21 protein-coding genes, 1 tRNA gene and 1 pseudogene are annotated in these 23565 nt (G+C 62.6%); 5 read left to right on the forward strand and 18 right to left on the reverse strand.

The window, feature by feature from the left end:
* Nucleotides 1-45 precede the first annotated feature (45 nt).
* Nucleotides 46-1488: a SulP family inorganic anion transporter gene (locus ACP691_RS01210; protein ID WP_426149719.1), complete on the reverse strand. Its 1443-nt coding sequence runs from the start codon at nt 1486-1488 to the stop codon at nt 46-48.
* A 118-nt stretch (nt 1489-1606) separates the two neighbouring features.
* Nucleotides 1607-2434, reverse strand: a complete 828-nt coding sequence (locus ACP691_RS01215) for an NAD-dependent epimerase/dehydratase family protein (RefSeq protein WP_426149720.1) — start codon at nt 2432-2434, stop codon at nt 1607-1609.
* 298 nt (nt 2435-2732) lie between these two features.
* On the opposite strand from ACP691_RS01215, the gene ACP691_RS01220 reads away from it, so the two are divergent.
* Together ACP691_RS01220 and ACP691_RS01225 are read left to right on the forward strand one after the other, a co-directional pair.
* Nucleotides 2733-4034, forward strand: a complete 1302-nt coding sequence (locus ACP691_RS01220) for an MFS transporter (protein WP_426149721.1) — start codon at nt 2733-2735, stop codon at nt 4032-4034.
* 164 nt (nt 4035-4198) lie between these two features.
* A complete protein-coding gene (locus ACP691_RS01225) occupies nt 4199-5383 on the forward strand; it encodes an aromatic amino acid transaminase (protein ID WP_426149722.1) in 1185 nt (394 codons plus the stop codon).
* A gap of 109 nt (nt 5384-5492) precedes the next feature.
* Here ACP691_RS01225 and ACP691_RS01230 read toward each other — a convergent pair whose 3' ends face one another.
* The gene (locus tag ACP691_RS01230; protein ID WP_426149723.1) at nt 5493-6518 is read right to left on the reverse strand and encodes a branched-chain amino acid aminotransferase; all 1026 of its coding nucleotides are present in this window, start codon (nt 6516-6518) and stop codon (nt 5493-5495) included.
* A gap of 146 nt (nt 6519-6664) precedes the next feature.
* Nucleotides 6665-7453, reverse strand: coding sequence for a pyrroline-5-carboxylate reductase (proC, locus tag ACP691_RS01235; protein ID WP_426149724.1), 789 nt, complete (start codon nt 7451-7453; stop codon nt 6665-6667).
* 301 nt (nt 7454-7754) lie between these two features.
* Between proC and ACP691_RS01240 the strand changes: the two genes are divergently transcribed.
* Nucleotides 7755-9071 carry an MFS transporter gene (locus ACP691_RS01240; RefSeq protein WP_426149725.1) on the forward strand — a complete coding sequence of 439 codons (1317 nt, stop codon included), beginning with the start codon at nt 7755-7757 and terminating at the stop codon, nt 9069-9071.
* Between the two features lie 11 nt (nt 9072-9082).
* Here ACP691_RS01240 and hutH read toward each other — a convergent pair whose 3' ends face one another.
* The 8 genes from hutH to pilB all read right to left on the reverse strand — a co-directional run bounded on the left by hutH (nt 9083) and on the right by pilB (nt 17826).
* Nucleotides 9083-10615 (reverse strand): histidine ammonia-lyase, encoded by a 1533-nt coding sequence (gene hutH, locus ACP691_RS01245; RefSeq protein WP_426149726.1) that lies wholly within the window; start codon nt 10613-10615, stop codon nt 9083-9085.
* Nucleotides 10616-10882: 267 nt separating this feature from the next.
* Nucleotides 10883-12181, reverse strand: a complete 1299-nt coding sequence (locus ACP691_RS01250) for an NAD(P)/FAD-dependent oxidoreductase (RefSeq protein WP_426149727.1) — start codon at nt 12179-12181, stop codon at nt 10883-10885.
* Between the two features lie 305 nt (nt 12182-12486).
* Nucleotides 12487-13116, reverse strand: a complete 630-nt coding sequence (locus ACP691_RS01255) for a DUF1780 domain-containing protein (RefSeq protein ID WP_426149728.1) — start codon at nt 13114-13116, stop codon at nt 12487-12489.
* Nucleotides 13117-13205: 89 nt separating this feature from the next.
* Nucleotides 13206-13409, reverse strand: a complete 204-nt coding sequence (gene yacG / locus ACP691_RS01260) for a DNA gyrase inhibitor YacG (protein WP_426149729.1) — start codon at nt 13407-13409, stop codon at nt 13206-13208.
* On the reverse strand, nt 13406-14029 hold the full coding sequence (gene coaE, locus ACP691_RS01265) for a dephospho-CoA kinase (protein ID WP_426149730.1): 624 nt from the start codon (nt 14027-14029) through the stop codon (nt 13406-13408). The genes yacG and coaE overlap by 4 nt, the downstream gene beginning before the upstream one ends.
* Nucleotides 14026-14901 (reverse strand): prepilin peptidase, encoded by an 876-nt coding sequence (locus ACP691_RS01270; RefSeq protein ID WP_426149731.1) that lies wholly within the window; start codon nt 14899-14901, stop codon nt 14026-14028. The genes coaE and ACP691_RS01270 overlap by 4 nt, the downstream gene beginning before the upstream one ends.
* Nucleotides 14902-16128: a type II secretion system F family protein gene (locus ACP691_RS01275; protein ID WP_426149732.1), complete on the reverse strand. Its 1227-nt coding sequence runs from the start codon at nt 16126-16128 to the stop codon at nt 14902-14904. It abuts the gene before it with no gap.
* 3 nt (nt 16129-16131) lie between these two features.
* Entirely contained in the window at nt 16132-17826 is a 1695-nt protein-coding gene (pilB, locus tag ACP691_RS01280; RefSeq protein WP_426149733.1) for a type IV-A pilus assembly ATPase PilB, read from the reverse strand.
* A 223-nt stretch (nt 17827-18049) separates the two neighbouring features.
* Here pilB and ACP691_RS01285 point away from each other — a divergent pair, with 223 nt between their 5' ends.
* On the forward strand, nt 18050-18463 hold the full coding sequence (locus ACP691_RS01285) for a pilin (protein ID WP_426149734.1): 414 nt from the start codon (nt 18050-18052) through the stop codon (nt 18461-18463).
* Nucleotides 18464-18657: 194 nt separating this feature from the next.
* Nucleotides 18658-18733 (forward strand) — tRNA-Thr (locus ACP691_RS01290).
* Nucleotides 18734-18930: 197 nt separating this feature from the next.
* On the opposite strand, the gene ACP691_RS01295 is transcribed toward ACP691_RS01290, so the two are convergent.
* The 6 genes and pseudogenes from ACP691_RS01295 to ACP691_RS01320 all read right to left on the reverse strand — a co-directional run bounded on the left by ACP691_RS01295 (nt 18931) and on the right by ACP691_RS01320 (nt 23530).
* Nucleotides 18931-19182 carry a type II toxin-antitoxin system RelE/ParE family toxin gene (locus ACP691_RS01295; protein ID WP_426149735.1) on the reverse strand — a complete coding sequence of 84 codons (252 nt, stop codon included), beginning with the start codon at nt 19180-19182 and terminating at the stop codon, nt 18931-18933.
* Between the two features lies 1 nt (nt 19183).
* Entirely contained in the window at nt 19184-19447 is a 264-nt protein-coding gene (locus tag ACP691_RS01300) for a CopG family ribbon-helix-helix protein (RefSeq protein ID WP_426149736.1), read from the reverse strand.
* Between the two features lie 135 nt (nt 19448-19582).
* On the reverse strand, nt 19583-20872 hold the full coding sequence (locus ACP691_RS01305; RefSeq protein WP_426149737.1) for an arsenic transporter: 1290 nt from the start codon (nt 20870-20872) through the stop codon (nt 19583-19585).
* A gap of 117 nt (nt 20873-20989) precedes the next feature.
* Nucleotides 20990-21853: a methyl-accepting chemotaxis protein gene (locus ACP691_RS01310; protein WP_426150195.1), complete on the reverse strand. Its 864-nt coding sequence runs from the start codon at nt 21851-21853 to the stop codon at nt 20990-20992.
* Nucleotides 21845-22531 (reverse strand): annotated as a pseudogene (locus ACP691_RS01315) (HAMP domain-containing protein); the annotation flags it as partial. The pseudogene ACP691_RS01315 and the gene ACP691_RS01310, both read right to left, overlap by 9 nt.
* A gap of 231 nt (nt 22532-22762) precedes the next feature.
* Entirely contained in the window at nt 22763-23530 is a 768-nt protein-coding gene (locus tag ACP691_RS01320; RefSeq protein WP_426150196.1) for a methyl-accepting chemotaxis protein, read from the reverse strand.
* Between the last annotated feature and the right edge of the window lie 35 nt (nt 23531-23565).

Below are 23565 nucleotides of genomic sequence, written 5' to 3' on the forward strand. Positions count from 1 at the left end.
TCGCTTCGCAGGCTCCCGTAATCGGGAGCCTGGATTATTCGAGGATCAGGAAGCGCTGACGCCGGCTCGATTGAGCAAGGCGTCGCAACGGGGGGAGAGGTTTGTCAGGGCCAGGTCGCGCCCTTGGCTGCGATAACGGGTCAACAGTGCTTCAAGGGCGGCGATGCCTGAGTGGTCCGCCACTCTGAGGTCCGTGCAGTCGACCACCACGCTCATAGGATCGGATGCAGGCTCGAACAGCGCCTGGAACTGTGTGGTCGATGCGAAGAAGAGCGTGCCATGCACGCGATAGCGACGCTGGCCTCCTTCATCGACAAATTCACCCCGGATCTCATGGGCATGCTGCCAGGCGAAACTCAGGGCAGCGATGACCACACCGCAGAGCACCGCCGTCGCCAGGTCGGTGAACACCGTGATCAAGGTCACTGCGACCACCACCAGCGCATCCTGCTGCGGAATCTTGCCCAGTACGCGCAAAGAGCCCCAGGCAAAGGTTTGCTGGGCAACCACGAACATCACTCCCACCAACGCAGCCAAGGGGATGCGCTCGATCCAGGGCGACAGGAACAGGATGAACATCAGCATCATGATGCCGCTGACTACCCCAGACAGTCGCCCACGGCCACCGGAAGACAGGTTGATCATGGTCTGGCCGATCATGGCGCAGCCACCCATCCCGCCAAACAGTCCGGACGTCAGGTTGGCCACTCCCAGGGCCACACACTCACGGTTTGGCTGGCCACGGGTTTCGGTGATTTCATCTGTCAGGTTCAGCGTGAGCAAGGTTTCCAACAGGCCGACCGAGGCCATCAGTACCGCGTAGGGAAGGACGATGCGCAAGGTTTCCAGGGTCCAGGGCACCTGAGGTAGTTGCCACTGCGGTAGGCCGCCGGCGATGTGGGCCATGTCGCCAAGGGTTCGGGTCGGCAGCTGCAGCGCGTAGGCCAGCACCCCAACCCCCAGGATGGCCACCAGGGCGGGAGGTACCGCCCGGGTGAGACGTGGTAGCAGCCAGACGACCACCATGGTCAGGCCCACCAGGCCCAGCATCACCCATAGCGCAGTACCTTGCAGCCAATGCTCGCCTTCCTTAAAGTGTTCCAGCTGGGCCAGGGCGATGACGATGGCCAGCCCGTTGACGAAGCCGAGCATGACCGGGTGCGGCACCATGCGGATCAGCTTGCCCAGGCGCAGCGCGCCGAACACCATCATCAGCAGGCCGCCCAGTACCACTGTGGCCAGCAGATACTGCGCGCCGTGCTGCACCACCAGGGCCACGATCACCACCGCCATGGAGCCGGCGGCCCCGGAAATCATGCCGGGACGCCCACCGAACAAGGCGGTGATGGTGCAAATGAAGAAGGCGCCGTAGAGGCCCATCAATGGATTAAGGTGCGCCACCAGGGCGAAAGCGATGCATTCGGGCACCAGGGCGAAGGCCGTGGTGAGCCCGGCGAGGGCATCGCGGCGGAGAGTGGTAAACGTCATAAAACCTCAGGCACTGGAAACGCAAAGCCCCGGCACGCCGCTGGGGTGGCAGCGACGGGTCGGGGCTTTTATTGGAATGCGGGCAATATAAGGAATGACGCCTGCCTTGACCAGCGACTCAGCCTTCGAAGGGGCCGGCGGCGACAAAGGCTCCGCCCTGGTAATGCCGCACGGGGTCATCCGCGGCCAGCGGTGGCAGTGCCTCGATGGTGGCGCGCCAGGGTTCCGAGCTGTCCTTGGGGGCATAGCCGAGGTGGGCGGCGTAGCGGTTGTCCCACCACAGGTTTCGATTCGCCGAGGCGCCATAGACGATGGTATGGCCGACCTGTTCAGTGAACAGGCCGCGTTCTACCAGTTGCACCAGGTCGTCGTAGCTGAGCCAGGTGTCGAGCATGCGAACGTTCTGAGGCTCGGGAAAGGACGAGCCTATGCGGATGCTTACCGTCTCGATGCCGTAGCGATCGTAATAGAAGGTGGCCAGGTCTTCGCCGAATGCCTTGGACAAACCATAGTAGCTGTCCGGGCGAGGTGGGCTGAGGGCGTCGAGGCGGTCGCTTTGGCGATAGAAACCGATCACATGGTTGGAACTGGCGAAGATCACGCGTTTCACCCCGTGACGGCGAGCGGCTTCGTAAAGATGGAAGACGCCGCAGATGTTCGCCCCCAGGATGGTTTCGAAAGCATGCTCGGTGGATACCCCGCCAAAATGCAGAATGGCATCGCAGCCTTCGACCAGCCGGTCCACTGCCGCCTTGTCCGCCAGATCGCAGGTGGCCACTTCTTCGAAGCTTCCCTCGGCGGGAGCCATCTGGCTGATGTCAGACAGCCGCACCTGATGGGCGAAAGGACGGACGCGGGTACGGAGCACCTGGCCAAGCCCTCCGGCGGCTCCTGTCAAGAGGATGCGATTGAAGGGGTGCCTTTCTATTGCGTTGAATTCCGCCATGGACTGCCAATCTCGGGTTGTTGTTTTTTTTTGCGGTAGGTTGTCGTACAAGGCCGACGATTATTTGTCCGGCGCCTTGCGCTGTCAACGTGAAAGTCAGCCTCCACCTACATAAAACCGCTAAACAGCGGGTCGTCTGTGGCTCGCGATCATTAGATGAAATCGTACAGGCACGACCCAAAAATCCTCATTCTTTGTTTGACACTCCCTAGGCGCGGCTCTATAAAATGCCGACAAGTACGACGACATATGTCGTTACGCTTTTTCTCGACAAAAACAATACAAAGAGTTTCAGCCTATGAAAATCAAAGGCATCCGTTGGTGGATGGTCGGCCTGGTGACGGCCGGGCTCATCGTCAACTATCTGGCCCGCAACACCCTGTCGGTGGCTGCGCCCACCCTGATGAAAGAACTCACCATCTCTACCGAGCAGTACGCCAATATCGTGGTGGCCTGGCAGCTGTGCTACGCCTTCATGCAGCCGGTGGCCGGCTACATACTCGATGCCATCGGGACCAAGATGGGCTTCTTCACCTTTGCCTTGGCCTGGTCCGCCGCCTGCGCCGCCGCTGCCCTGGCAACGGGATGGCAGAGCATGGCCTTCTTGCGTGGGCTGCTGGGCCTGACCGAAGCCGCCGGTTTGCCCGCGGGGGTCAAGGCCACCACTGAATGGTTCCCCGCCAAGGAACGCTCCGTGGCCATCGGCTGGTTCAACATCGGCTCGTCCATCGGCGCGCTGCTGGCGCCACCCCTGGTCGTCTGGGCCATCCTGCAGAGTGGCTGGCAACTGGCATTCCTGATCGTCGGTGGCCTGGGTATCGCCTGGAGCTTCCTCTGGCTGCTGCTCTACAAGCACCCCCGTGATCAGCGCCGACTCGGCGAGGCCGAGCGCCAGTACATCCTTTCGGGCCAGGAGGCGCACTTCAAGGAAGCCACGCCGCAGAAGGGCAGCTGGAAGAAAATCATTGGCAGCCGCAACTTCTACGCCATCGCTTCGGCCCGCATTCTGTCCGAGCCGGCCTGGCAGACCTTCAATGCGTGGATTCCGCTATACCTGATGACCGAGCGGCACATGAACATCAAGGAAATCGCCATGTTCGCCTGGCTGCCCTTCTTGGCCGCGGACCTGGGCTGCGTGCTGGGCGGCTACCTGAGCCCCTTCTTCCACAAGCACTGCGGGGTGTCCCTGTTCACCTCGCGCAAGATGGTGCTGCTGTTCGGCGCGTCCTGCATGATCGGCCCGGCCTGCATCGGCCTGGTGGAAAGCCCGTACACTGCCATCATGCTGCTGTGTATCGGTGGTTTCGCTCACCAGACCCTCTCTGGCGCGCTCTATTCCATCACTTCGGACTCCTTCGGCAAGAACGAAGTGGCCACCGCCACCGGCATGGGCGGCATGTTCGGCTACCTGGGTGCCGCGGCCTTCACCATGGTGTTCGGCGTATTGGTCACCAAGATTGGCTACAGTCCGCTGTTCGTGGTGCTGGCGGTGTTCGATATCATCGCCGCCGTAATCGTGTGGACCGTGGCGCGGGAATTGGTCAAGCCGCCCGAGCCCTTGGTCGACGCGGATGTCCAGGGTCGCCCCGCCGTGGTCTGATCTGGCGCATCACTAGCCCGAACCCAGCGGCCGCCGCCATGCCTCGCGCATGGGGCGGCCGCATTGCATCTGGCGCCTTGACCCCTGGCGGCCCCCTGTGGGCTAATCTCCCGGCGATGCGCGGGTCCGCCAGTGGGCCAGATGAAAACAAGACGAGGTGGAGAATGTTCGAGCACTTGCCCCTGTACGCGGGCGATCCGATATTGGGGCTGATGGGTGAGTTCGCCGAGGATACGCGGCCGGGCAAGGTCAATCTGGGCGTCGGCATCTATTATGACGAGCTGGGCCGCGTGCCTTTGCTGCCTTCCGTGCAGCAGGCCGAAGAGCTGCTGGTGGCCGAGCACCAGCCCCGCAGTTACTTGCCCATGGAAGGCGCGCCGGCCTACCGTCGGGTGGTCGAACAGCTGCTGTTCGCCGATAGTGTCGACCGCAACCGTCATGCAATCGCGGCGATCCAGACCGTAGGCGGCTCTGGCGCGCTCAAGGTAGGCGCGGATTTCCTGAAAACCGCCTGGCCGGATTCACAGGTCTGGGTATCGGACCCTACCTGGGACAATCATCTTGGCATCTTCCAGGGGGCGGGCTTCAAGGTGAACCGCTATCCGTACTTCGAGCCGAATCGCAAGGCGTTCGATTTCGAAGGCGCACTCCAGGCCTTGGAAAACCTGCCGCCCAAAGCGATAGTGGTGCTTCACCCCTGCTGTCATAACCCCACGGGCGTCCAGCCAGAGCGCGAGCATTGGGTGAAGATGCTCGACGCGCTCCAGGCCCGGGATGCGATTCCTTTCCTGGACATCGCCTACCAAGGCTTCGGCAAGGGCCTGGACGAAGACGCCTGGCTCATCCGTGAGTGCGCGCGCCGAGGCATGGAGTTCCTGGTATCCAGCTCGTTCTCCAAGACCTTCTCCCTCTATGGGGAGCGGGTAGGGGCGTTGAGCGTCCATACCACGTTGGACAGTCAGGCGCTGGTACTCGGCCAGCTCAAGCTGCATGTACGTCGCAACTATTCCAGCCCGCCCATGTTCGGTGCCAGCATCGTGGCCCGCGTGCTGGGTGATGCTGGGCTCAATCGGCAATGGCAGGCCGAGCTGGCCGAAATGCGCGAGCGCATCACCGCCATGCGTGGCGCCCTGGTGGAAGGCCTGAGCAAACGCTTGCCCGAACGGGACTTCGGCTTTTTGGCCCATCAGGAAGGCATGTTCGCCTACACCGGCCTAAATGCCGAGCAAGTGCGTCGACTCAAGGCCGAGCATGGCGTATACGCGGTGGAAACCGGACGTATCTGCATCGCTGGCTTGAGCCCGAGCAATCTGGAGCGGGTGGTCGAGGCGTTCGCCGCGGTGATGTAGGGCAGCCTGACTATTGGCGGCCTGGGCCACGCAGGCTCAGCCGCGACCAGGTCATTGCAAAATACAAATCCCCGCGCATGGCGGGGATTTGTGACTCTCGAAGCGCGGATCAGTCGACCTTGACGATCCAGCCTTGCGGCCCTTCGATCTCGCCGGTCTGGATACCGGTCAGCTCCTTGTACAGGCGCTGGGTGACCGGGCCGACTTCGGTCTGGCTGTGGAACACATGCAGCTTGCCCTTGTACTCGATGCCGCCGATAGGGGTGATCACCGCGGCGGTACCGCAGGCGCCGGCTTCGGCGAAGCGGTCGAGCTGGTCGATATGCACGTCGCCTTCGATCACTTCCAGGCCCAGACGGATCTTGGCCAGCTCCAGCAACGATAGGCGGGTGATGCCCGGCAGCACCGAGCTGGACTTGGGCGTGACGAACTGCTTGCCGTCCTGGGTAATGCCGAAGAAGTTCGCCGAGCCCACTTCCTCGATCTTGCTATGGGTTTGCGGGTCCAGGTAGATGCAGTCGGCGAAGCTGTGCTTCTTGGCCTCGGCGCCTGGCATCAGGCTGGCGGCGTAGTTGCCTCCGACCTTGGCGGCGCCGGTGCCGTTGGGCGCGGCGCGGTCGTAGCCGGAGATCACGAAGTTGTGAGGCTTCATGCCGCCCTTGAAGTACGGGCCCACCGGTACGGCGAACACACAGAAGATGAACTCCGGTGCGGTGCGCACGCCAATGTTGTCGCCTACACCGATGACGAAGGGGCGCAGGTAAAGAGCGCCGCCGGTCCCATAAGGCGGGATGAAGCGCTCATTGGCCTTCACGACTTGCTGGCAAGCCTGGATGAACTGCTCGACGGATACCTCGGGCATCAGTAGCCGGTTGCAGCTGCGCTGCATGCGCAGGGCGTTCTGGTCAGGGCGGAACAGGTTGATCGAGCCGTCCTCGGCGCGGTAGGCCTTCAGGCCTTCGAAGCATTGCTGACCGTAGTGCAGGGCGGTGGACCCTTCGCTGATGTGCAGCACGTTGTCTTCGGTCAGCTCGCCGGGCTGCCAGGCACCGTCACGCCAGTAGGCCAGGTAACGCAGGTCCGTCTTGATGTAGTCGAAGCCCAGCTTGTCCCAATTGATGCTTTCGTTGCCCATGACACCCTCGATCGGCTAATTCGGCCCGCTCACCACTGGCCGTTCTCTACCTAGGGATAATAATGATTTCTGCGCGTTTGTCCGAGCTTTCGCCCAGCCTTTCGCGCAGTGTTCATCAAAGGCGCTCACGCGCTTGTGAAACCGTTTCATTCGCCGCGGGACAAGGCCTCGGCTCGCTGTGCCGCGGCTCGGGCGGCGCTCTGGACCAGGGCGCGCAGGGCCTGGTCGCGTTCGAACACCCCGATGGCCGCCGCGGTGGTGCCGTTCGGGGATGTAATGGCCCGCCGTAGCTGCACAAGGTCGGCTTGGGGCTGGCGTTGCTGCGTGGCCGCGCCGAAGGCGGTGTCCACGGCAAGTCGCCTCGCCAGCTCCGGGTCCAGCCCCAAGGCTTCGCCAGCGGCAGCCAGGGCTTCGCTGAACAGGTGATAGTAAGCCGGGCCGCTGCCGCTGATGGCGGTAACCGCATCCAGTTGCGGCTCGCGTTGTACCCAATGGGCGCTGCCAACGGCCTCGAACAGCTGGGTGATCACCTGCCGCTTGGCTTCAGGCAGGTCATTGCCGGCGTACAGTCCGGTGCAACCGGCCCCCAGAAGCATTGGAGTATTGGGCATAACCCTTACCACTGGGCAGGCGTCATCGATTGCTTCGCGTAAGGTGGCCAAGGTCACGCCCGCCGCCACGGAAATTATGACGCAGTCATTCAACAACCGCTTGGGCAGGCTGGCCAGGGCCGAGCCAGCCATGGCTGGTTTGACCGCCAGCACGATAACGTCGAGGGCGGCATCGAAAGCCTCCGGATCAGGGACGGCTTGTGCAGTGGCGTCCAGGGGCAGATGGGGATCTACGGCATAGAGGTTCTGAACCAGGCCGGCCATATGCCAAGCCTTGCCCATGGCGCTGCCCATTTGGCCATAACCTACAAATAACACATTCATGCCGTAACTCCGTGGTTGGTTTTTTATCAGCCTAGCGACAAGAACGGCATGGGTGCAACCAGGTTGCGCCAAATGTGGTGATTAAACCTTTCAGCACTACCGTATTAATTTCTGATATATGGATAAGGAATGGAAAATAAGCCTTTTTAATATAGATTTTTCGAGAAAAAATCCTGTTAAGGCCAGCTGGGGCTATTGCGGAGGCTGAGATAGCTTGCATAAGATGCGCTGGTCGAGGTGCAACTCATAGAGGTAAGTGGTTGCACTAAAAGCGCAACCTAATAATAAATCCGGAGTCTTTATGGCCTCGCGTCATCACTCGCCCGCGCCCCAAGGTGGCGGTCGCGCTCTCGTTGCCAGCCTGACGGGAAGTTCGATCGAATGGTTCGACTACTTTCTCTATGGCACAGCCGCTTCGTTGGTTTTCAACAAGCTGTTTTTCCCAAGCTTCGAGCCCGTGGTTGCTCTGCTGCTTTCTTACCTCACGTTCTCGTTGACCTTCTTCATTCGTCCAATCGGCGGGGTAGTCTTCGCTCACATCGGCGACCGTATTGGCCGTAAGAAAACGCTGGTCCTTACGCTCTCTTTGATGGGCGGAGCAACGGTGGCCATCGGCTTGCTGCCGACGTACGCCAGTATCGGTATCGCCGCGCCCATCCTGCTGGTGCTCTTGCGCGTGATACAGGGGCTGGGCATTGGCGGTGAATGGGGCGGGGCACTGCTACTGGCCTACGAGTACGCGCCGGCCCATCGTAAAGGGCTATTCGGTAGCATCCCTCAGGTTGGCGTGACCATCGGTATGTTGTTGGCGACCCTGGCGGTGAGCTTGATGGCTTTGCTGCCTGAAGAGGACTTTCTCAGCTGGGGATGGCGGATTCCCTTCCTGCTGAGCGCCGGGCTAGTGTTTCTTGGCCTGTGGATTCGTTCCGGTATCGGTGAAACCCCGGATTTCGAAGCAGCCAAGGCCAGCGGCAATGTCGCGCGCATGCCCATCGTCGAAACCCTGCAGCAACATTGGCGCGCCGTATTGATAGCCGCCGGGCTGAAAGTGGTGGAAACCGCACCCTTCTATATCTTTTCTACCTTCGTGGTCAGCTACGCCACAAGCAATCTTGGCTACAACAAGATCGACGCTCTGCACGCGGTAATGATCGCCGCGGTGGTGGCCAGCTTCAGTATTCCGGTCATGGGCTGGCTATCCGACCGCCTTGGGCGGCGAACCGTCTATACTTTGGGCATCCTGCTCAGCGCAGCCTTTGTCTATCCCTATTTCATCCTGCTCGATACTCGTGCCGTCTGGGGGCTGACGTTGGCTACGGTCGTGGCGCTGGGGCTGCTCTGGGCACCGATCACCGCCGTGCTGGGCACGCTCTCATCGGAAATCTTCAGTACCCGGGTGCGCTACACCGGAATCACCCTGGGCTACCAGCTCGGGGCAGCCTTGGCAGGCGGCACCGCTCCTTTGATCGCCACCTGGCTGCTTAGCGAATACCAGGGGCGATGGCAGCCTGTAGCGCTGTACCTGCTGGCGACAGCGGCCATTTCCCTGCTAGCGGTGCTCTGTGTAGGGCGAGTCAAGGAGCGCGACCTGGCCGCGCCGGCGCCTGAGCGAGCCTGACCCCCAGCGGCTCACGCTTGGTACAGGCGCGAAGCCGGCAGCCAGCGCTCAAAGGCGCCGTTTTCCACCCAGGCACGGGCGCAGGCGATATCCGGGGCGAAATAGCGGTCCTCGTGATAGTGCTCCACTTCCGAGCGGACCAGGCTCATTACCTGGGCCAGCTTGGCGGAGGGACTCAGAGGGGCAAGGAGGTCCACGCCCTGGGCTGCGCCCAGCAGTTCGATCGCTACCACGGCGCTGCTGTTACCGGCCATGTCCAGCAGGCGGCGGGCGGCGAAGGTGGCCATGGACACGTGGTCTTCCTGGTTGGCAGAGGTGGGCAGGCTGTCCACCGAAGCGGGATGGGCGAGGGTCTTGTTTTCCGAAGCCAGGGCGGCAGCGGTGACCTGAGCGATCATGAAACCGGAATTGAGCCCGCCTTCCTTGACCAGAAAGGCCGGCAGGCCAGATAGAGCCGGGTCCACCAGCTGGGCGGTGCGCCGTTCGGAAAGCGCGCCGATTTCCGAGATGGCCAGCGCCAGCACGTCAGCGGCCATGGCCACCGGCTCGGCATGGAAGTTGCCGCCGGAAAGTACGTCGCCTTCAGCGCTGAACACCAGCGGGTTATCGGACACGGCATTGGCTTCACGCAGGAACACACCCGCAGCAAAGCGCAGGTGATCCAGGCAGGCGCCCATGACCTGGGGCTGACAGCGCAGGGAATAAGGGTCTTGCACGCGAGGGCAGTCGCGGTGGGATTCGCGGATCTGGCTACCGGCCAACAGCTCGCGATAGAAGGCGGCCGCGTCGATTTGCCCTGGCTGGCCACGAACCGCCTGGATGCGCGGGTCGAAGGGTACGTCCGAACCCTTGAGCGCCTCCACCGTCAGGCTGCCGGCTACCACCGCGGCGCTGAACAAGCGCTCGGCGGCGAACAGACCGCGCAGCGCCAGCGCGGTGGATACCTGCGTGCCGTTGATCAGGGCCAGGCCTTCCTTCGGGCCCAGCTCCAACGGCTTCAGGCCAGCCAGGGCCAGGCCTTCGTTGGCATCCATCTCATGGCCTTGGTGGCGCACCCGGCCCACGCCTATGAGTACCGCCGCCAAGTGTGCCAAAGGCGCCAGGTCCCCCGAAGCGCCCACCGAGCCTTGGGATGGCACGCAAGGATATACGCCCGCCTCGTAGAGCCTGCGCAAGCCTTCGATCACTTCCCAGCGCACACCGGAGAAGCCTCGGGCCAGGGATGCTACTTTCAGCGCCAGGATCAGGCCGACCGTGGCGTCGTCCAGCAATGGTCCGGTACCGGTACAGTGGCTGAGTAGCAGGTTGCGTTGCAGGCGAGTCAGGGATTGCTCAGCGATGGAGGTACGCGCCAGCAGCCCGAAGCCCGTGTTGATGCCATACACCGTACGCTTGCTGGCGATGATGCGGGTCACGGCGGCGGCGGCTTCGTCTACCGTGGCACGCGCGGCCGGATCCAGTTCGAAGGGTACTTGGTGATGGAAAATGTCTCGCAACTGAGCGAGATCGAACTGGCCGGGCTGGATAAGCAAGGGCGCGGGCATGGCAGGCTGTCCTGATACGTGGCAATGCTCTTATCTAAACCTGTATATACAGGTATGGCAAGGGGCATTTGTCACAGCCACTGTTGGACCCAGCGCCAGCTGGGGAATGAGGACGCTGGCCGGGGGGGCTGGTATTCGGCAGCTTCGCTACCTCCCACCGAGATGCATGCAGCCCCGGTGGGACCCAGCGCCAGCTGGGGAATGGGCCTCGGCGGGAGCCTGGTATTCGGCAGCCTCGCTACCTCCTGCCAAGGTGCATTCCCCAGGTCAGTGCAGCTTCAGCCTTGGCTCGGTGCCACGGCCCAATCGGCTGCCCAGCATGGACATGGCAGTGCGGAACGGGCCATAGAGCGCCATCTGGTGCATGCGATACAAGGACACGTAGAACATGCGCGCCAGCCAGCCTTCGAGCATGACGCTGCCGGTAAGGTTGCCCATCAGGTTGCCTACTGCCGAGAAACGTGAGAGGGAAATCAGCGAGCCGTAGTCGGTGTAGCGGTATTCAGGCAGTTGCCCGCCTTCAAGACGCTGCTTGAGGGATTTGACCAAGAGCGAAGCCTGCTGGTGCGCGGCCTGGGCCCGAGGCGGCACGTTGCGGTCGCTGTCCGGTTGCGGGCAGGCGGCGCAATCGCCGAAGGCGAAGATATTGTCATCCCGTGTGGTCTGCAGGGTAGGCCGCACCTGGAGCTGATTGATCCGGTTGGTTTCCAGCCCATCGATGTTTTCCAGGAAACCAGGTGCGCGAATGCCGGCGGCCCACACCTTCAGGCGCGCCGGAATCACCTTGCCGTCAGTGGTCAGCAGACTGTGCTCGGTCACCTCGCTCACGGCCGCGCCGGTGAGCACGGTCACGCCCAGTTTCTCCAGGGTGCGATGCACCGGAGCGCTGATGCGTTCAGGCAGTGCCGGCAATACCCGAGGGCCCGCTTCGATCAAGGTGATGCGCATGTTCTCCGGGCGAATCCGCCCCAGACCGTAGGCGGCCAGCTCATGTGCCGCATGGTGCAACTCGGCGGCCAGCTCCACCCCGGTGGCGCCTGCTCCGACGATGGCGACCGTGATTTCTTCCTGATGGCCTTCGTCCTGGGCATGCGCGCGCAGGTAGGCATTGAGCAACTGCTGATGGAAGCGCTCGGCCTGTTGGCGGGTATCCAGGAACAGGCAGTGCTCGGCTGCGCCCTTGGTACCGAAGTCATTGGTAGTACTGCCCACCGCGATCACCAGGGTGTCGTAGGCCAGCTCGCGCTCCGGCACCAGTTCCACTCCGCGCTCGTCAAGGGTGGCTGCCAGGGTGATGCGCTGGTTGGCCCGGTCCAGTCCGCTCATGCGGCCCAGCTGGAATTCGAAGTGGTTCCACTTGGCCTGGGCCAGGTAGTTGAGCTCGTCACCAGACGAATTCAAGGAACCTGCCGCGACTTCGTGCAGCAAGGGTTTCCAGATATGGGTGAGGTTGGCGTCCACCAGAGTCACGCAGGCCTTGCCGCGCTTGCCCAGGCTCTTACCCAGGCGGGTCGCCAGTTCCAGGCCGCCGGCGCCGCCGCCAACGATCACGATGCGATGTTTCATGGAGGTATCTCGTAAGGTTGAAAAAACGGTAGCCATGCCGCGTGCAACAGGGAGGCGGCGGCATCTGGTCGGGGCGAGCGCTAGGCAGCTTCGAGCGCCCGGCCAGGGGGTGGCGGAATTCAGGTTGCGCGAGTAGACCGCGACACTGGGCAAAATGTTGCACAGTGGTCGAAACGAAGGCTGCACCCAGGTGGCCAGAGGTATCGAGGCGGTGGAAGAGGGGGCGGGCATGGGGAAGGCCGGCAGGTTCTACGCAATGCGCTATTTGTAACATTCTGACGGGCCAGGCGCCATGGGCAGTGGTGTTACAAGGTGATACCCACGTCGAAAAGAATGCTTCGCCCCAGGTTGGCCCGCAGGAAATCAGGCGCGCCGGGGTGAGCGAACAGCACCCGGGCGAAGTTGGGGCCTACCAGGGAAAGGGAGCGCCAGCCCTGTCGCAGGTACTCAGTAGGCGGCGGAAAGTGGCTGTTGAGGTTGAGCACCTCGCGCTTGAGACTGGCGAAGGCCACCATGTCCAGCTGGCCGAGGTCCAAGCCACGCTCGAGGTAGTTATGGGCTTTCTTGCGCAACGTAGGGGCCAGCCGCGCCAACAGTTCCGGGGCGCGGATTCGCTTGGGCTTGGCCTCCCGGCGCACCAGTTGACTCAGGGAAAACGCGCTGCGTCGGCGCTGCAGTTCCTGGCGCCATTCGTCATTGAGCCGGCGGCCTTCATCGAGCACGAAGAACACTTCGAAGTTGGCGTCGCGAAACAGGACGTCTGGCGGTTCCTGGCCCACCGGCAGGAACTCTTCGGCGCCATATGCGATGTTCAGGCCCTGCAACAAACGCTGGCATACCCAGCGCTCGCGCTCCCACTTGCGGGCGTTGGACAGCATTGCATTGGCCTGTTCAGCCTGGGTGGTCAACAGGCGCAGGTAGTCTGAATCGTCCATGGCCTTGCCTCATCGCAGCTTGGGCTATCTGTAACAGCCAAGGCGGGCTACTACAACCCCCAAACATGCCGGGGCAGGCCTGGTCGGGCTTAGTGCTGGCTGGGCGGCAGGCTTTCGGAGAACAGTTCATCCTCGGATTCTCCACGGCCAGCGATCTTGTGTTCTTCCGCGGCCCAGGCGCCAAGGTCGATCAGCTTGCAGCGGTCCGAGCAGAACGGGCGATTGGGGGACGCGGCGCTCCATTCCACGGGCGCGCCACAGGTGGGGCAATTGACAAGGGTGGGTTGACTCATGAGTACGTTTCCGCCAAAGACAAATAAACAAGGTGTAGCCGGTCTACCTCGGCGTGCAGGGCCTCGAGGCTGTCGTCGTTGAGAATCACGTCGTCGGCCAGGGCACGGCGATCTTCCCGGGTAGCCTGGGCCGCAAGAATGGCTTCCACCTGGGCCAGGCTGCTGCCGTCACGGCTGAGGGTGCGCGCCAGTTGCAGCTCCCGGGGTGCGTCTATCACCAGCAGGCGGTTGGCCAGCCGGTATTGCCCGGACTCGATCATCAGCGGCGATACGAACACTGCATAGGCGGAACGGGCATCACGCAAGCGGCTGGCGATCTCCTCGGCGATCAGCGGGTGCAGCAGTTTTTCCACCCACAGGCGCGCATCCGTATCGCTGAAGATGCGCTGGCGCAGGGCTTTGCGGTCCAGGCAGCCATCTTCCTGCAACACGCCTGGGCCGAAGTGCTCGGCCAAGGCAGCCAGCGCCGGCCGGCCGGGCTCCACGACCCAGCGCGACGCCTGGTCCGCGTCTACCACCTCCAGGCCATGGAAGGCGAAACGCTCGGCCGCAGCGCTCTTGCCGCTGCCGATCCCACCCGTCAGGCCCAGTACCCAGGGGTGGGTGTTTTCTCTGGTCATTGAGCGAACCCCGCGAACTGAAGATAAGACGCTGTGATGTCCGCCCCCCAGATCAGCGCGATCCAGCCTGCCACGGCCAGGTAGGGGCCGAAGGGGATGGGCGTGGCATGGCTCTGCCCTCGGGCCCGCAGCATCAGGGCGCCCAGTATAGCGCCCACCGCCGAAGACAGCAGGATGGTCAAGGGCAATACCTGCCAGCCGCCCCAGGCGCCAATCAGAGCCAAGAGTTTGAAGTCCCCATGGCCCATGCCTTCCTTGCCGGTGAGCAAGCGAAAGGCCTGAAATACCAGCCACAGGCTCAGGTAACCGGCCACGGCGCCCCAGAGGGCATCGCTCAGGGGCACGAACAGGCCAAGGGCATTGACGATCAACCCCAGCCATAGCAGCGGCAGCACCAGGGCATCCGGCAGTAGCTGATGGTCCACGTCGATCAGGCTCATGGCCAGCAAGCCCCAGGTCAGCAGCAGCACGGCGCCCGCTTGCCAAGTGGCGCCGAAGTGCCAGGCGACGAAGGCGCTCAGCAGGCCGCTGGCCAGCTCTACCAGGGGGTAGCGAGGCGAGATGGAAGCCCTGCAACCCGCGCAGCGCCCGCGCAGCCACAGGTAGCTCAATACCGGAATGTTTTCCACAGCGCTGATCCGGTGACCGCAGTGGGGGCAGGCCGAGCGCGGCACCATCAGGTTGTAGCGGGGCTCGGCAGGCAGAGGCGGCATCTGCAGGTATTCCCTGGCCTGGGCGCGCCACTCGGCGTTCATCATGATGGGCAGGCGGTGGATTACCACGTTGAGGAAACTGCCTACCAGCAGGCCCAGCAGCAGGGCGCAGAGGGTGGTGGCCAGCGGTGAGCTGGCCAGGAGGTCGAAAGCTGGCATTTAAACGACGGAACCGAGCTGGAAGATAGGAAGGTACATGGCGATGACCAGGCCGCCGACGAGCACGCCGAGCACCGCCATGATCATCGGCTCCATGAGCGTGGTGAGGCTGGACACGGCATTGTCCACTTCCTCCTCGTAGTAGCTGGCCACCTTGCCGAGCATTTCGTCCAGGGCGCCGGACTCTTCACCGATGGCGGTCATCTGCACCGCCATGTTGGGGAAGGTGCCCGTAGAACGCATGGAGGCGTTGAGCTGCATGCCCGTGGACACATCCTGGCGCACCTGGAAGACCGCATTGCGGAACACCACGTTGCCGGTGGCCCCAGCGACCGAATCCAACGCTTCCACCAGCGGCACACCGGCGGCGAAAGTGGTGGAGAGGGTGCGGGCGTAGCGGGCCACCGAACTCTTGTAGAGGATCTGCCCGATGATGGGCATCTTCAGCAGGCCGCGATCCACAGCGTCGCGGAACTTGACGTTTTTCTTGTAGGCCCGGCGGAACAATAGACCGACGCCAATCAAGGCGGGCAACACGATATACCACCAGTTCTGCAGTAGCTCGGACAGGTTGATCACCATCTGGGTAAAGGCCGGCAGCTCCGCGCCAAAGCCCTGGAACACGCTCTGGAACTGCGGCACCACTTTGATCAACAGAATGCCGGACACGATGAAAGCCACCACCAGCACCGCGATGGGATAGGTCATGGCCTTCTTGATCTTGGCCTTGAGGGCCTCGGTTTTTTCCTTGTAGGTGGCGACCCTGTCCAGCAGTGTCTCCAGGGCACCGGCCTGCTCACCCGCGTTTACCAGGTTGCAGTACAGGTCGTCGAAGTATTCCGGCTTGCGGCGCAGGGCACTGGCGAAGCTGTTGCCGGCGGCCACTTCCTGTTTCAAGTCGTTGACCAGGTCGCGCATGCTTTGCTTGTCCACACCCTCGGCGATGATGTCGAAGGCCTGCAGCAGCGGCACCCCGGCACGCATCATGGTCGCCATCTGGCGAGTGAAGAAGGCGATGTCCAGCGGTTTGATCTTTTTGCCCCGGCTGAACACCGAGCTGGACTTCTTCTTGACCTTGCCAGGCACTATGCCTTGGCGGCGCAGCTGGGCCTTCACCAGAGCCACGTTGAGGCTGGTCAACTCGCCCTTGATGCGGTTGCCCTTGCGGTCTACCCCTTCCCAGCTGAACACGCTGGGCTGCGCGGCTTTCGCCACCTTGACTGCCATGGCTTAGTCCTTGGTCACCCGGTTGACTTCCTCGAGGCTGGTCACCCCTTGCATAACCTTCGCCAAGCCCGACTGACGCAGGTCCGCGAAGCCTTCCTGGCGCATTTGCGCGGCGATGTCGATGGAGTTGGCCGCCTCCATGATCAAGCGTTGCAGGGCAGGGGTGTTCTTCACCACCTCATAGATGCCCTGGCGGCCCCGGTAGCCATTGTTGCATTGATCGCAGCCCTTGGGCTCGTACACCTTGAATGTGCCGATGCTTTCCGGCGGGAAGCCTTCCTCGATGAGGGCGTCCCGAGGGATGTTCGCTTCCTGCTTGCAGTTGGGGCACAGCTTGCGAGCCAGCCGCTGGGCGATGATCAGGTTCACCGAGGTGGCGATGTTGAAGCCCGCCACGCCCATGTTCTGCAAGCGCGTGAGGGTTTCCGCCGCGCTGTTGGTGTGCAGGGTGGAAAGCACCAGGTGACCGGTTTGCGCGGCCTTGATGGCGATTTCCGCAGTTTCCAGGTCGCGGATTTCCCCCACCATGATCACGTCCGGGTCCTGACGCAGGAACGAGCGCAGGGCGGAAGCGAAATCCAGCCCTTGGCGCGGGTTCACGTTGACCTGGTTGATGCCTTCCATGTTGATTTCCACCGGGTCCTCGGCGGTGGAAATGTTGATATCCACGGTATTGAGGATGTTCAAGCCGGTGTAGAGCGACACGGTTTTACCCGAGCCGGTGGGGCCGGTGACCAGGATCATCCCCTGAGGCTGGCCCAGGGCTTCGAGGTACAGCTGCTTCTGGTTTTCCTCATAGCCCAGGGCGTCGATGCCCAGCTGGGCGCTGGTCGGGTCCAGGATCCGCATCACGATCTTCTCGCCCCACAGCGTGGGCAGGGTGTTCACCCGGAAGTCGATCGCCTTGCTCTTGGAAATGCGCATCTTGATACGCCCGTCCTGCGGCTTGCGCCGCTCGGAGATATCCAGGCTGGCCATCACCTTCAGGCGCGCGGCGATACGCCCGGCCAGGCTGATGGGCGGGCGGGCGACTTCGCGCAGCATGCCGTCGGTACGAAAGCGCACCCGGTAGGCACGTTCATAAGGCTCGAAGTGAAGGTCCGACGAGCCGCTGCGAATGGCGTCCAGCAGCATCTTGTTGACGAAGCGCACCACCGGGGCGTCATCCGCGTCCCCCCCCGGGGCTTCGTCGCGGCCGTCGTTGACCGCTTCGACGTCCAGCCCGTCCAGGTCCACGTCGGCCAGGTCTTCAAGGCCGGTGGTGCTTTCAAAGAAGCGCTCGATGGCATCGCTGAGCTTGTCGTCTTCCACCAGGATGGCTTCGACGTTCATGCCGGTGTTGAACTGGATGTCCGTGATGGCCTGCTGGTTGGTCGGGTCCGACAGGGCGATGAACAGCTTGTTGCTGCGACGCCACAAGGGCAGGGCGCGGTGCTGGCGAATCAGGCGTTCGTTGACCACGCCCTGGGGGAAGGCTTCTTTATCCACGGTGCCGATGTCCAGCACCGCCATGCCGAACTGGTCCGCCGCCAGTTCGGCGATGTCGCGACCTTTCACCAGCTTGGTTTGCACCAGGTAATGCACGAGCGGGATCTTGTTGCGTTGAGCCTGCTGGAACGCCTGCTGCGCGTTTTTCTCGTTCAACAGTTCCGCAGCGACCAACTGCTTGGCCAGGCCGGTGAGGGCGATGTCGTTCATGGTAGCCAGACTCCTTCGGTCGCACGTTTATAGCCTAGTCCACCCACGGGTGCCAAATACTGGGGACAAGGTGACAAAAAACGTCAGTTTGCGCCGCTGCACGATGATGGCTCCAATATGGCCACCACGCCGAAGCGGGCGCCAGCATGGTACCCGAGGGTTTGGCATGGGGGTTGCTCTTTCCCTACCAGGCACAAGGCCTTCTCGCATTAGGAGAACGAGTATGAATAACCAGAAGGGTTTCACCCTGATCGAACTGATGATCGTGGTCGCGATCATCGGGATCTTGGCATCCATTGCTATACCTGCATACAGTCGTTATCAAGCTAAAGCTAAAGTAACAGCAGGAATTGCAGAGATTGCGGCTTTGAGAACCGCTATAGACGACAACATCAATAGCGGCACGGTCCCAACGTTGGCTCTCACCGGAGCCAGTGCAGTGACTGAAAACTGTTCAGACATAGCCGTCGTCGGTAGCCTTACCGACGCTACTACTGTTACTTGTACCCTAAAAAACGCACCTGCTACTGTTAATGGCCTGAAGGTAACGTACAGTCGAGCCACTACCGGCGTCTGGACATGCTCCAGCACTGTCACGGATAAAGGACTAGTTCCGAAGATGTGCGGCGGTAGTTAACGCAATCAATGAGCTGAACCGGTAACCCACATGGCGTTTCCGGTTCAGTCTGTCTACTTCAGATCTTGACGCGGAGCCTACAAAGCGAATGATATTTGAGTTACCGTGCTTTCAGCTCTAGCTTGCTGATTTACCTATGCTTTCTGTAAGGTTGCCTCCGTTCGAGGTAAATGGTAAGTTCAGCACCCGAACACGCCGGTGTAGCTCAGTCGGTAGAGCAGCGCACTCGTAACGCGAAGGTCGCAGGTTCGATTCCTGTCTCCGGCACCATCTCCCGCTTGGTCACGTCCCGTTGGGCCAGGCTCTTAAGTCATCACTTACCCATCTTCGATTCTGTCGGTTGCCTCCAGCGCATCAGTTGAGAGAGGCGCTACAGATCCCCGCTTGCCCCACAAACACGGTTCGTGAGTGTGCTCCGACGAGCGCGCCCCGGCGGTTTTCAGGTGGCAACGTGCCCGCTTGAACCCTCACCAATGCGTAGCGGATTCGGTGCGCTGATGAAGAATTCTGAATATTTCTACTTTGCCTTCTTTTACACGATAAGCGGCCAGAAAAGGATAATCGCTGAAGATGAGCTCTCGCGTATCTGGTACTCGCCCTGCACGCCCCACATGCGGAAAGGCACGGAGCATGTCTAGCGTTTCGATCATGTCCAGCAAGACGACTGCCGCGCGTTTTGCGCCTATCTTGAGCGAATAGTGCTCATGGATGGCTTCCAAGTCACTTTCCGCTTTCGGTGTCAGATGCAGCTTCGGCACGTGCTACCCACTTACGCTTGATGATCTCGAGATCTGTGAGATGTCCTGCTTCAGCTTCCGCGATCCCTTCCGCGATAGCTTTGACGTGCCACGATTCGTCTTCCAGATAGCGGGCAACGGCTCTCTTTAAATGGTATTGGCGGTCTCGATCCGTCGCTGCGGCTAACGCATCGAGGCGGGAAACAAACTCCGGTTCGATTCGAAAAGACAACACAGAGGCTGCCATGCTTACCTCCCCAAATTCATAGGTGTATACGCTGTATACAGATGGCGTGAGTGTAGACAGTTCACTGATGAAGTTCAAATGCTTTGGTGGGGTGCCAGCCAACGCGGTCACCCGCTGAGGACAACGCCCCCTGGCTCAGTCCGCCACACTCAGGCGTAGCGCCAACGCCGCCAAGGTCGCCAGCAGGATGGGCAGCGTCAGCAGGCTGCCTACTTTGAAGTAGTAGCCCCAGCCGATCCGGATGTTCTTCTGCGCCAGCACATGCAGCCAAAGCAGGGTGGCCAGGCTGCCGATGGGGGTGATCTTCGGGCCCAAGTCGCAGCCCACCACATTGGCGTACACCATGGCCTGCTGGATCACGCCGCTGGCCTGGCTGTCCTGTATGGACAGCGCGCCTATCAGTACGCTGGGCAGGTTGTTCATCACCGAGGAGAGCAGGGCGGCGGTGATGCCGGTGCCGAAGGTCGCGGCCCATAGCCCGTGCTCGGCGAAGCGGTCGAGCAGCCCGGCCAGGGCGTCGGTCAGCCCGGCATTGCGCAGGCCATAGACCACCAGGTACATCCCCAGGGAAAACACCACGATCTGCCAAGGGGCGTGACGCAATACTTTGCGGGTGGAAATGTGCCGGCCCCGACCGGCGATCCCCAGTAGGATCACCGCGCACAGGGCCGCCACGGCACTGATGGGCACGCCCAAGGGCTCCAGGGCGAACAGCCCGACCAGCAGCAGCACCAGCACCCAGCAGCCGGCGCTGAAGGTGGCGCGGTCGCGGATGGCGGCGCGGGGTTCGCCCAGGGCCCTGGGATCGAAGCGGGTGGGGATGTCCTTGCGGTAGAACAGCCACAGCACCAGCAGGGTGGCGGCCACGCTGACCAGGTTCACCGGCCACATCACCGAGGCGTAGGCGCCGAAGCCGAGACCGAAGAAGTCCGCCGAAACGATGTTCACCAGGTTCGACACTACCATGGGCACGCTGGCGGTATCGGCGATGAAGCCCGCCGCCATTACGAATGCCAGGGTGGTGGCCGGACCGAAGCCAAGGGCCAGCAGCATGGCGATCACGATGGGCGTCAAAATCAGGGCCGCGCCGTCGTTGGCGAATATCGCCGAAACCGCCGCCCCCAGCAGCATGATCAGGGCGAACAGCTGATGGCCACGGCCGTGGCCCCAGCGGGCCATATGCAAGGCAGCCCATTCGAAGAAGCCGGCCTCGTCCAGCAGCAGGCTGATGACGATGATGGCAATGAAGGTGGCAGTCGCGTTCCAGACCACATGCCACACCGTCGGCACATCATGCAGGCTGACCGCGCCGCTGAGCAGCGCCAGTACCGCGCCCCCGGCGGCGCTCCAGCCCACGCCCAGGCCTTTCGGCTGCCAGATCACCAGGGTCAGGGTCAGCACGAAAATGCAGGCTGCGGTCAGCATCAAGAAGTATCCATCAGGGGGAAGGAGCGCGCGGGAACCCGAGTTGGAGGATTCTACGCCAGGCCGCCGGTTCGCTGCAGTGACATGACTGCCGCGGTAGGCCTGGCTTGGACGGAGCTAGACCCGGAAGCGCGCCACTGAGGCCTGCATGGCCGCGGCCGCCGCGTTGAGCAGTTCGGCCGTTTCCTGCAGCCCTTGCATGGCGCCGGTGTAGCTGCGCGAGCGTTCGGCGATGGCGGTCACCCGCTGGGCCATCTCGTCGCTGGCGTGGGTTTGCTCGTTGATGGTGGTGGAGATGTCCTGCACGCGTTCGGCGGCATTGTGCGCCCCGGCGCGGATTTCATTGATGGACACCCCGGCGCGCTCGGCCAGGGACACCCCTTCGTTCACCCGGGTCACGCATGCCTGCATATTGCCGGCAGCGTCCTGGGCGCTGCCGCGCAGCCGCTCGATCATGGCGGTGATTTCCTGGGTGGAGCGCGACGTGCGCGCCGCCAGCCCGCGGACTTCATCGGCCACCACGGCGAAACCGCGCCCGGCTTCACCGGCCCGCGCCGCTTCGATGGCCGCGTTGAGCGCCAGCAGGTTGGTTTGCTCGGCAATGCTCTTGATGACTTGGATAATCGAATGAATTTCTTCCGAAGAAGCGTCCAGGGATGCGATGCTCGTGGCCGACTGTCGCACCGCATCGGCGATGCGGGTCATGCTTTCCACCACGCCGAGAATCACCTGGCCGCCGCTGCTGGCCAGGTCCTCGGATTGCGCCGACAGGGCGCGGGCGGTGTCGGCATGGCCGGACACCTGGGTGATGTTGGCCATCATCTGGCCCATGCCGGTGGCGACGCTGGCGGCGTTGTGGGCCTGCTCATCGGCGCTCGCCACCACGGCCCCCGCCGTTTCGCCCAATTGCCGGGAAGCGCTTTGAAGCGCCTGGCTTTCATGGCGCACGGTGCTGATCATCTGGCGCAGGTTGGCTTGCATGTCGCTGATCGCCGCCACCAGCTCACCCATTTCATCGGAGCTGGCCCGCGGCTTGGGCGGCTGGCGCAAGTCTCCGCCAGCAATGGCGCGGGCCGAATCGACGATACCTTCCAGCGGCCGCAGTACGCCGCTCAGTACCTGCCGGCAGAGAAACCCCAGCGCCAGGAGAATGATCACCAGGCAGCCGGCCAGCCAGCGCGCCGCCGAGGCAAGGGTATAGTCCTGTTGATCACGGGTTGCCGTGGCGTTGGCCTCGATCATGTCGCTCAGGGCCGCATTGTGTGTTTCCAGCGCCTCGAAGGCTTGGGTGAAGCCCGGGCGCAGGGCGTCGACCTTGCCAGGGGCGGAGAGCGCGGCTTCGATCAAGGCCTCGGCGCTCTGAGTGTAGGCCTGGGCCTGGCCGGGCAATTGCTGAAGCGGCTCGAGCAGTGCCGGGGGCAAGGGCGCGCGGGCGTTGGCCTGCACGGAGTCGCGAAGTGTTTGCGCGTGCTCCTTGAAGGACTCACGCGCCGCCTGGCCACCCTGGCTGTCCGTGGTACCGGCCAGCAGCGCGGCCAGAACGTCGCCACGGATGGCGTCATGCATCATGTCGGCCTGCAGGTGTTGGCGCAGGGCCTGTAGGCTGGTCTCGTTTTCGTCGAGCGCGCCCAGGATCTGCCGATAGCAGAAGGTTGCCATCAAGGCCAGTACCACCACGGACAACAGGCTGATAAGGCCAGACAGAATGATCTTGCTGCGTATCTTCACGCGGGAACTCCCGAGCCGACTGCCTGGAGGGAAGTCTAGCTTCCCTGAACCAAGCCGCCACAGGGCTTGCCCGCGCCCGATGCCAGCGTAGACAGTGAGGTCAGGCGGCTTTCGGAGTGCTGCCTGAGTCCCGTCTCCTATGCAACAGCTCGATTAAGGATTTCAGCCCCCCAGACGCGCGGTGAGCGCGCCGAGCTGGCCGGACAGCTCGTGCAGGCGGCCGCTGGCCTGCTCAGTACCACGGACGCTTTCCTGGTTGGCCACCGCTACCGTGGTGATCTCGGTAAGGTTGCGGGAGATGTCCTCAGCGACCGCGGTCTGTTCCTCGGCCGCCGTGGCGATCTGCTGGTTCATCCCGCGAATGGCCTCGATGGCGCCGGTGATGTGGCGCAACATGGCCCCGGTGTGGGTGATCTGCTCGACGCTTTGGTCGCTACGCTGCTTGCCGTTCTCGATAGCCCGCGCGGCATCCGTGGTGCCCAGTTGCACGGCATCGATGATCTGGTTGATCTCGCTGATGGAGGCCGAAGTGCGCTGGGCCAGGCTACGTACTTCATCGGCCACCACGGCGAACCCGCGTCCGGCTTCCCCGGCCCGCGCGGCTTCGATGGCGGCGTTGAGGGCCAGCAGGTTGGTTTGCTCGGCGATGCCACGGATGACTTCCAGGACCTTGCCCACCCGGCCGCTGTCGTTCTCGAGCTTGCGGATCACCGAGGCGGTGGTTTCGATCTCGTTGCGCATATGGTCGATAGCCGCGATGGTCGCTTGCATGACCTGGTCGCCCTGTTGGGCGGACTGGTCGGCCTGCTCGGCGGCGCGAGCCGCTTCCTGGGCATGGCGCGCCACTTCCTGGGCAGTGGCCGACATTTCATGCATGGCCGTGGCCACCTGGTCGGTGCGGCTGAACTGTTCTTCGCTGCCCTTGGCCATCTGCCGAGCAATCTGCGACAAAGCCGAGCTAGCAC

It is taken from the genome of Pseudomonas sp. DC3200b2 (assembly GCF_049895785.1).
Taxonomy (GTDB): Bacteria; Pseudomonadota; Gammaproteobacteria; order Pseudomonadales; family Pseudomonadaceae; genus Aquipseudomonas; species Aquipseudomonas massiliensis.

What these genes read in the sequence shown, in the direction of transcription:
- ACP691_RS01285 (WP_426149734.1), top strand. Translation starts at nt 18,050, where the DNA reads ATGAATAACCAGAAGGGTTTCACCCTGATCGAACTGATGATCGTGGTC.
- coaE (WP_426149730.1), bottom strand. Translation starts at nt 14,029, where the DNA reads ATGACCAGAGAAAACACCCACCCCTGGGTACTGGGCCTGACGGGTGGG.
- ACP691_RS01270 (WP_426149731.1), bottom strand. Translation starts at nt 14,901, where the DNA reads ATGCCAGCTTTCGACCTCCTGGCCAGCTCACCGCTGGCCACCACCCTC.
- ACP691_RS01300 (WP_426149736.1), bottom strand. Translation starts at nt 19,447, where the DNA reads ATGGCAGCCTCTGTGTTGTCTTTTCGAATCGAACCGGAGTTTGTTTCC.
- ACP691_RS01305 (WP_426149737.1), bottom strand. Translation starts at nt 20,872, where the DNA reads ATGCTGACCGCAGCCTGCATTTTCGTGCTGACCCTGACCCTGGTGATC.
- proC (WP_426149724.1), bottom strand. Translation starts at nt 7,453, where the DNA reads ATGAATGTGTTATTTGTAGGTTATGGCCAAATGGGCAGCGCCATGGGC.
- ACP691_RS01250 (WP_426149727.1), bottom strand. Translation starts at nt 12,181, where the DNA reads ATGAAACATCGCATCGTGATCGTTGGCGGCGGCGCCGGCGGCCTGGAA.
- ACP691_RS01230 (WP_426149723.1), bottom strand. Translation starts at nt 6,518, where the DNA reads ATGGGCAACGAAAGCATCAATTGGGACAAGCTGGGCTTCGACTACATC.
- yacG (WP_426149729.1), bottom strand. Translation starts at nt 13,409, where the DNA reads ATGAGTCAACCCACCCTTGTCAATTGCCCCACCTGTGGCGCGCCCGTG.
- pilB (WP_426149733.1), bottom strand. Translation starts at nt 17,826, where the DNA reads ATGAACGACATCGCCCTCACCGGCCTGGCCAAGCAGTTGGTCGCTGCG.
- ACP691_RS01215 (WP_426149720.1), bottom strand. Translation starts at nt 2,434, where the DNA reads ATGGCGGAATTCAACGCAATAGAAAGGCACCCCTTCAATCGCATCCTC.
- ACP691_RS01240 (WP_426149725.1), top strand. Translation starts at nt 7,755, where the DNA reads ATGGCCTCGCGTCATCACTCGCCCGCGCCCCAAGGTGGCGGTCGCGCT.
- ACP691_RS01255 (WP_426149728.1), bottom strand. Translation starts at nt 13,116, where the DNA reads ATGGACGATTCAGACTACCTGCGCCTGTTGACCACCCAGGCTGAACAG.
- hutH (WP_426149726.1), bottom strand. Translation starts at nt 10,615, where the DNA reads ATGCCCGCGCCCTTGCTTATCCAGCCCGGCCAGTTCGATCTCGCTCAG.
- ACP691_RS01210 (WP_426149719.1), bottom strand. Translation starts at nt 1,488, where the DNA reads ATGACGTTTACCACTCTCCGCCGCGATGCCCTCGCCGGGCTCACCACG.
- ACP691_RS01220 (WP_426149721.1), top strand. Translation starts at nt 2,733, where the DNA reads ATGAAAATCAAAGGCATCCGTTGGTGGATGGTCGGCCTGGTGACGGCC.
- ACP691_RS01320 (WP_426150196.1), bottom strand. Translation starts at nt 23,530, where the DNA reads ATGGCCAAGGGCAGCGAAGAACAGTTCAGCCGCACCGACCAGGTGGCC.
- ACP691_RS01225 (WP_426149722.1), top strand. Translation starts at nt 4,199, where the DNA reads ATGTTCGAGCACTTGCCCCTGTACGCGGGCGATCCGATATTGGGGCTG.
- ACP691_RS01275 (WP_426149732.1), bottom strand. Translation starts at nt 16,128, where the DNA reads ATGGCAGTCAAGGTGGCGAAAGCCGCGCAGCCCAGCGTGTTCAGCTGG.
- ACP691_RS01310 (WP_426150195.1), bottom strand. Translation starts at nt 21,853, where the DNA reads ATGCAAGCCAACCTGCGCCAGATGATCAGCACCGTGCGCCATGAAAGC.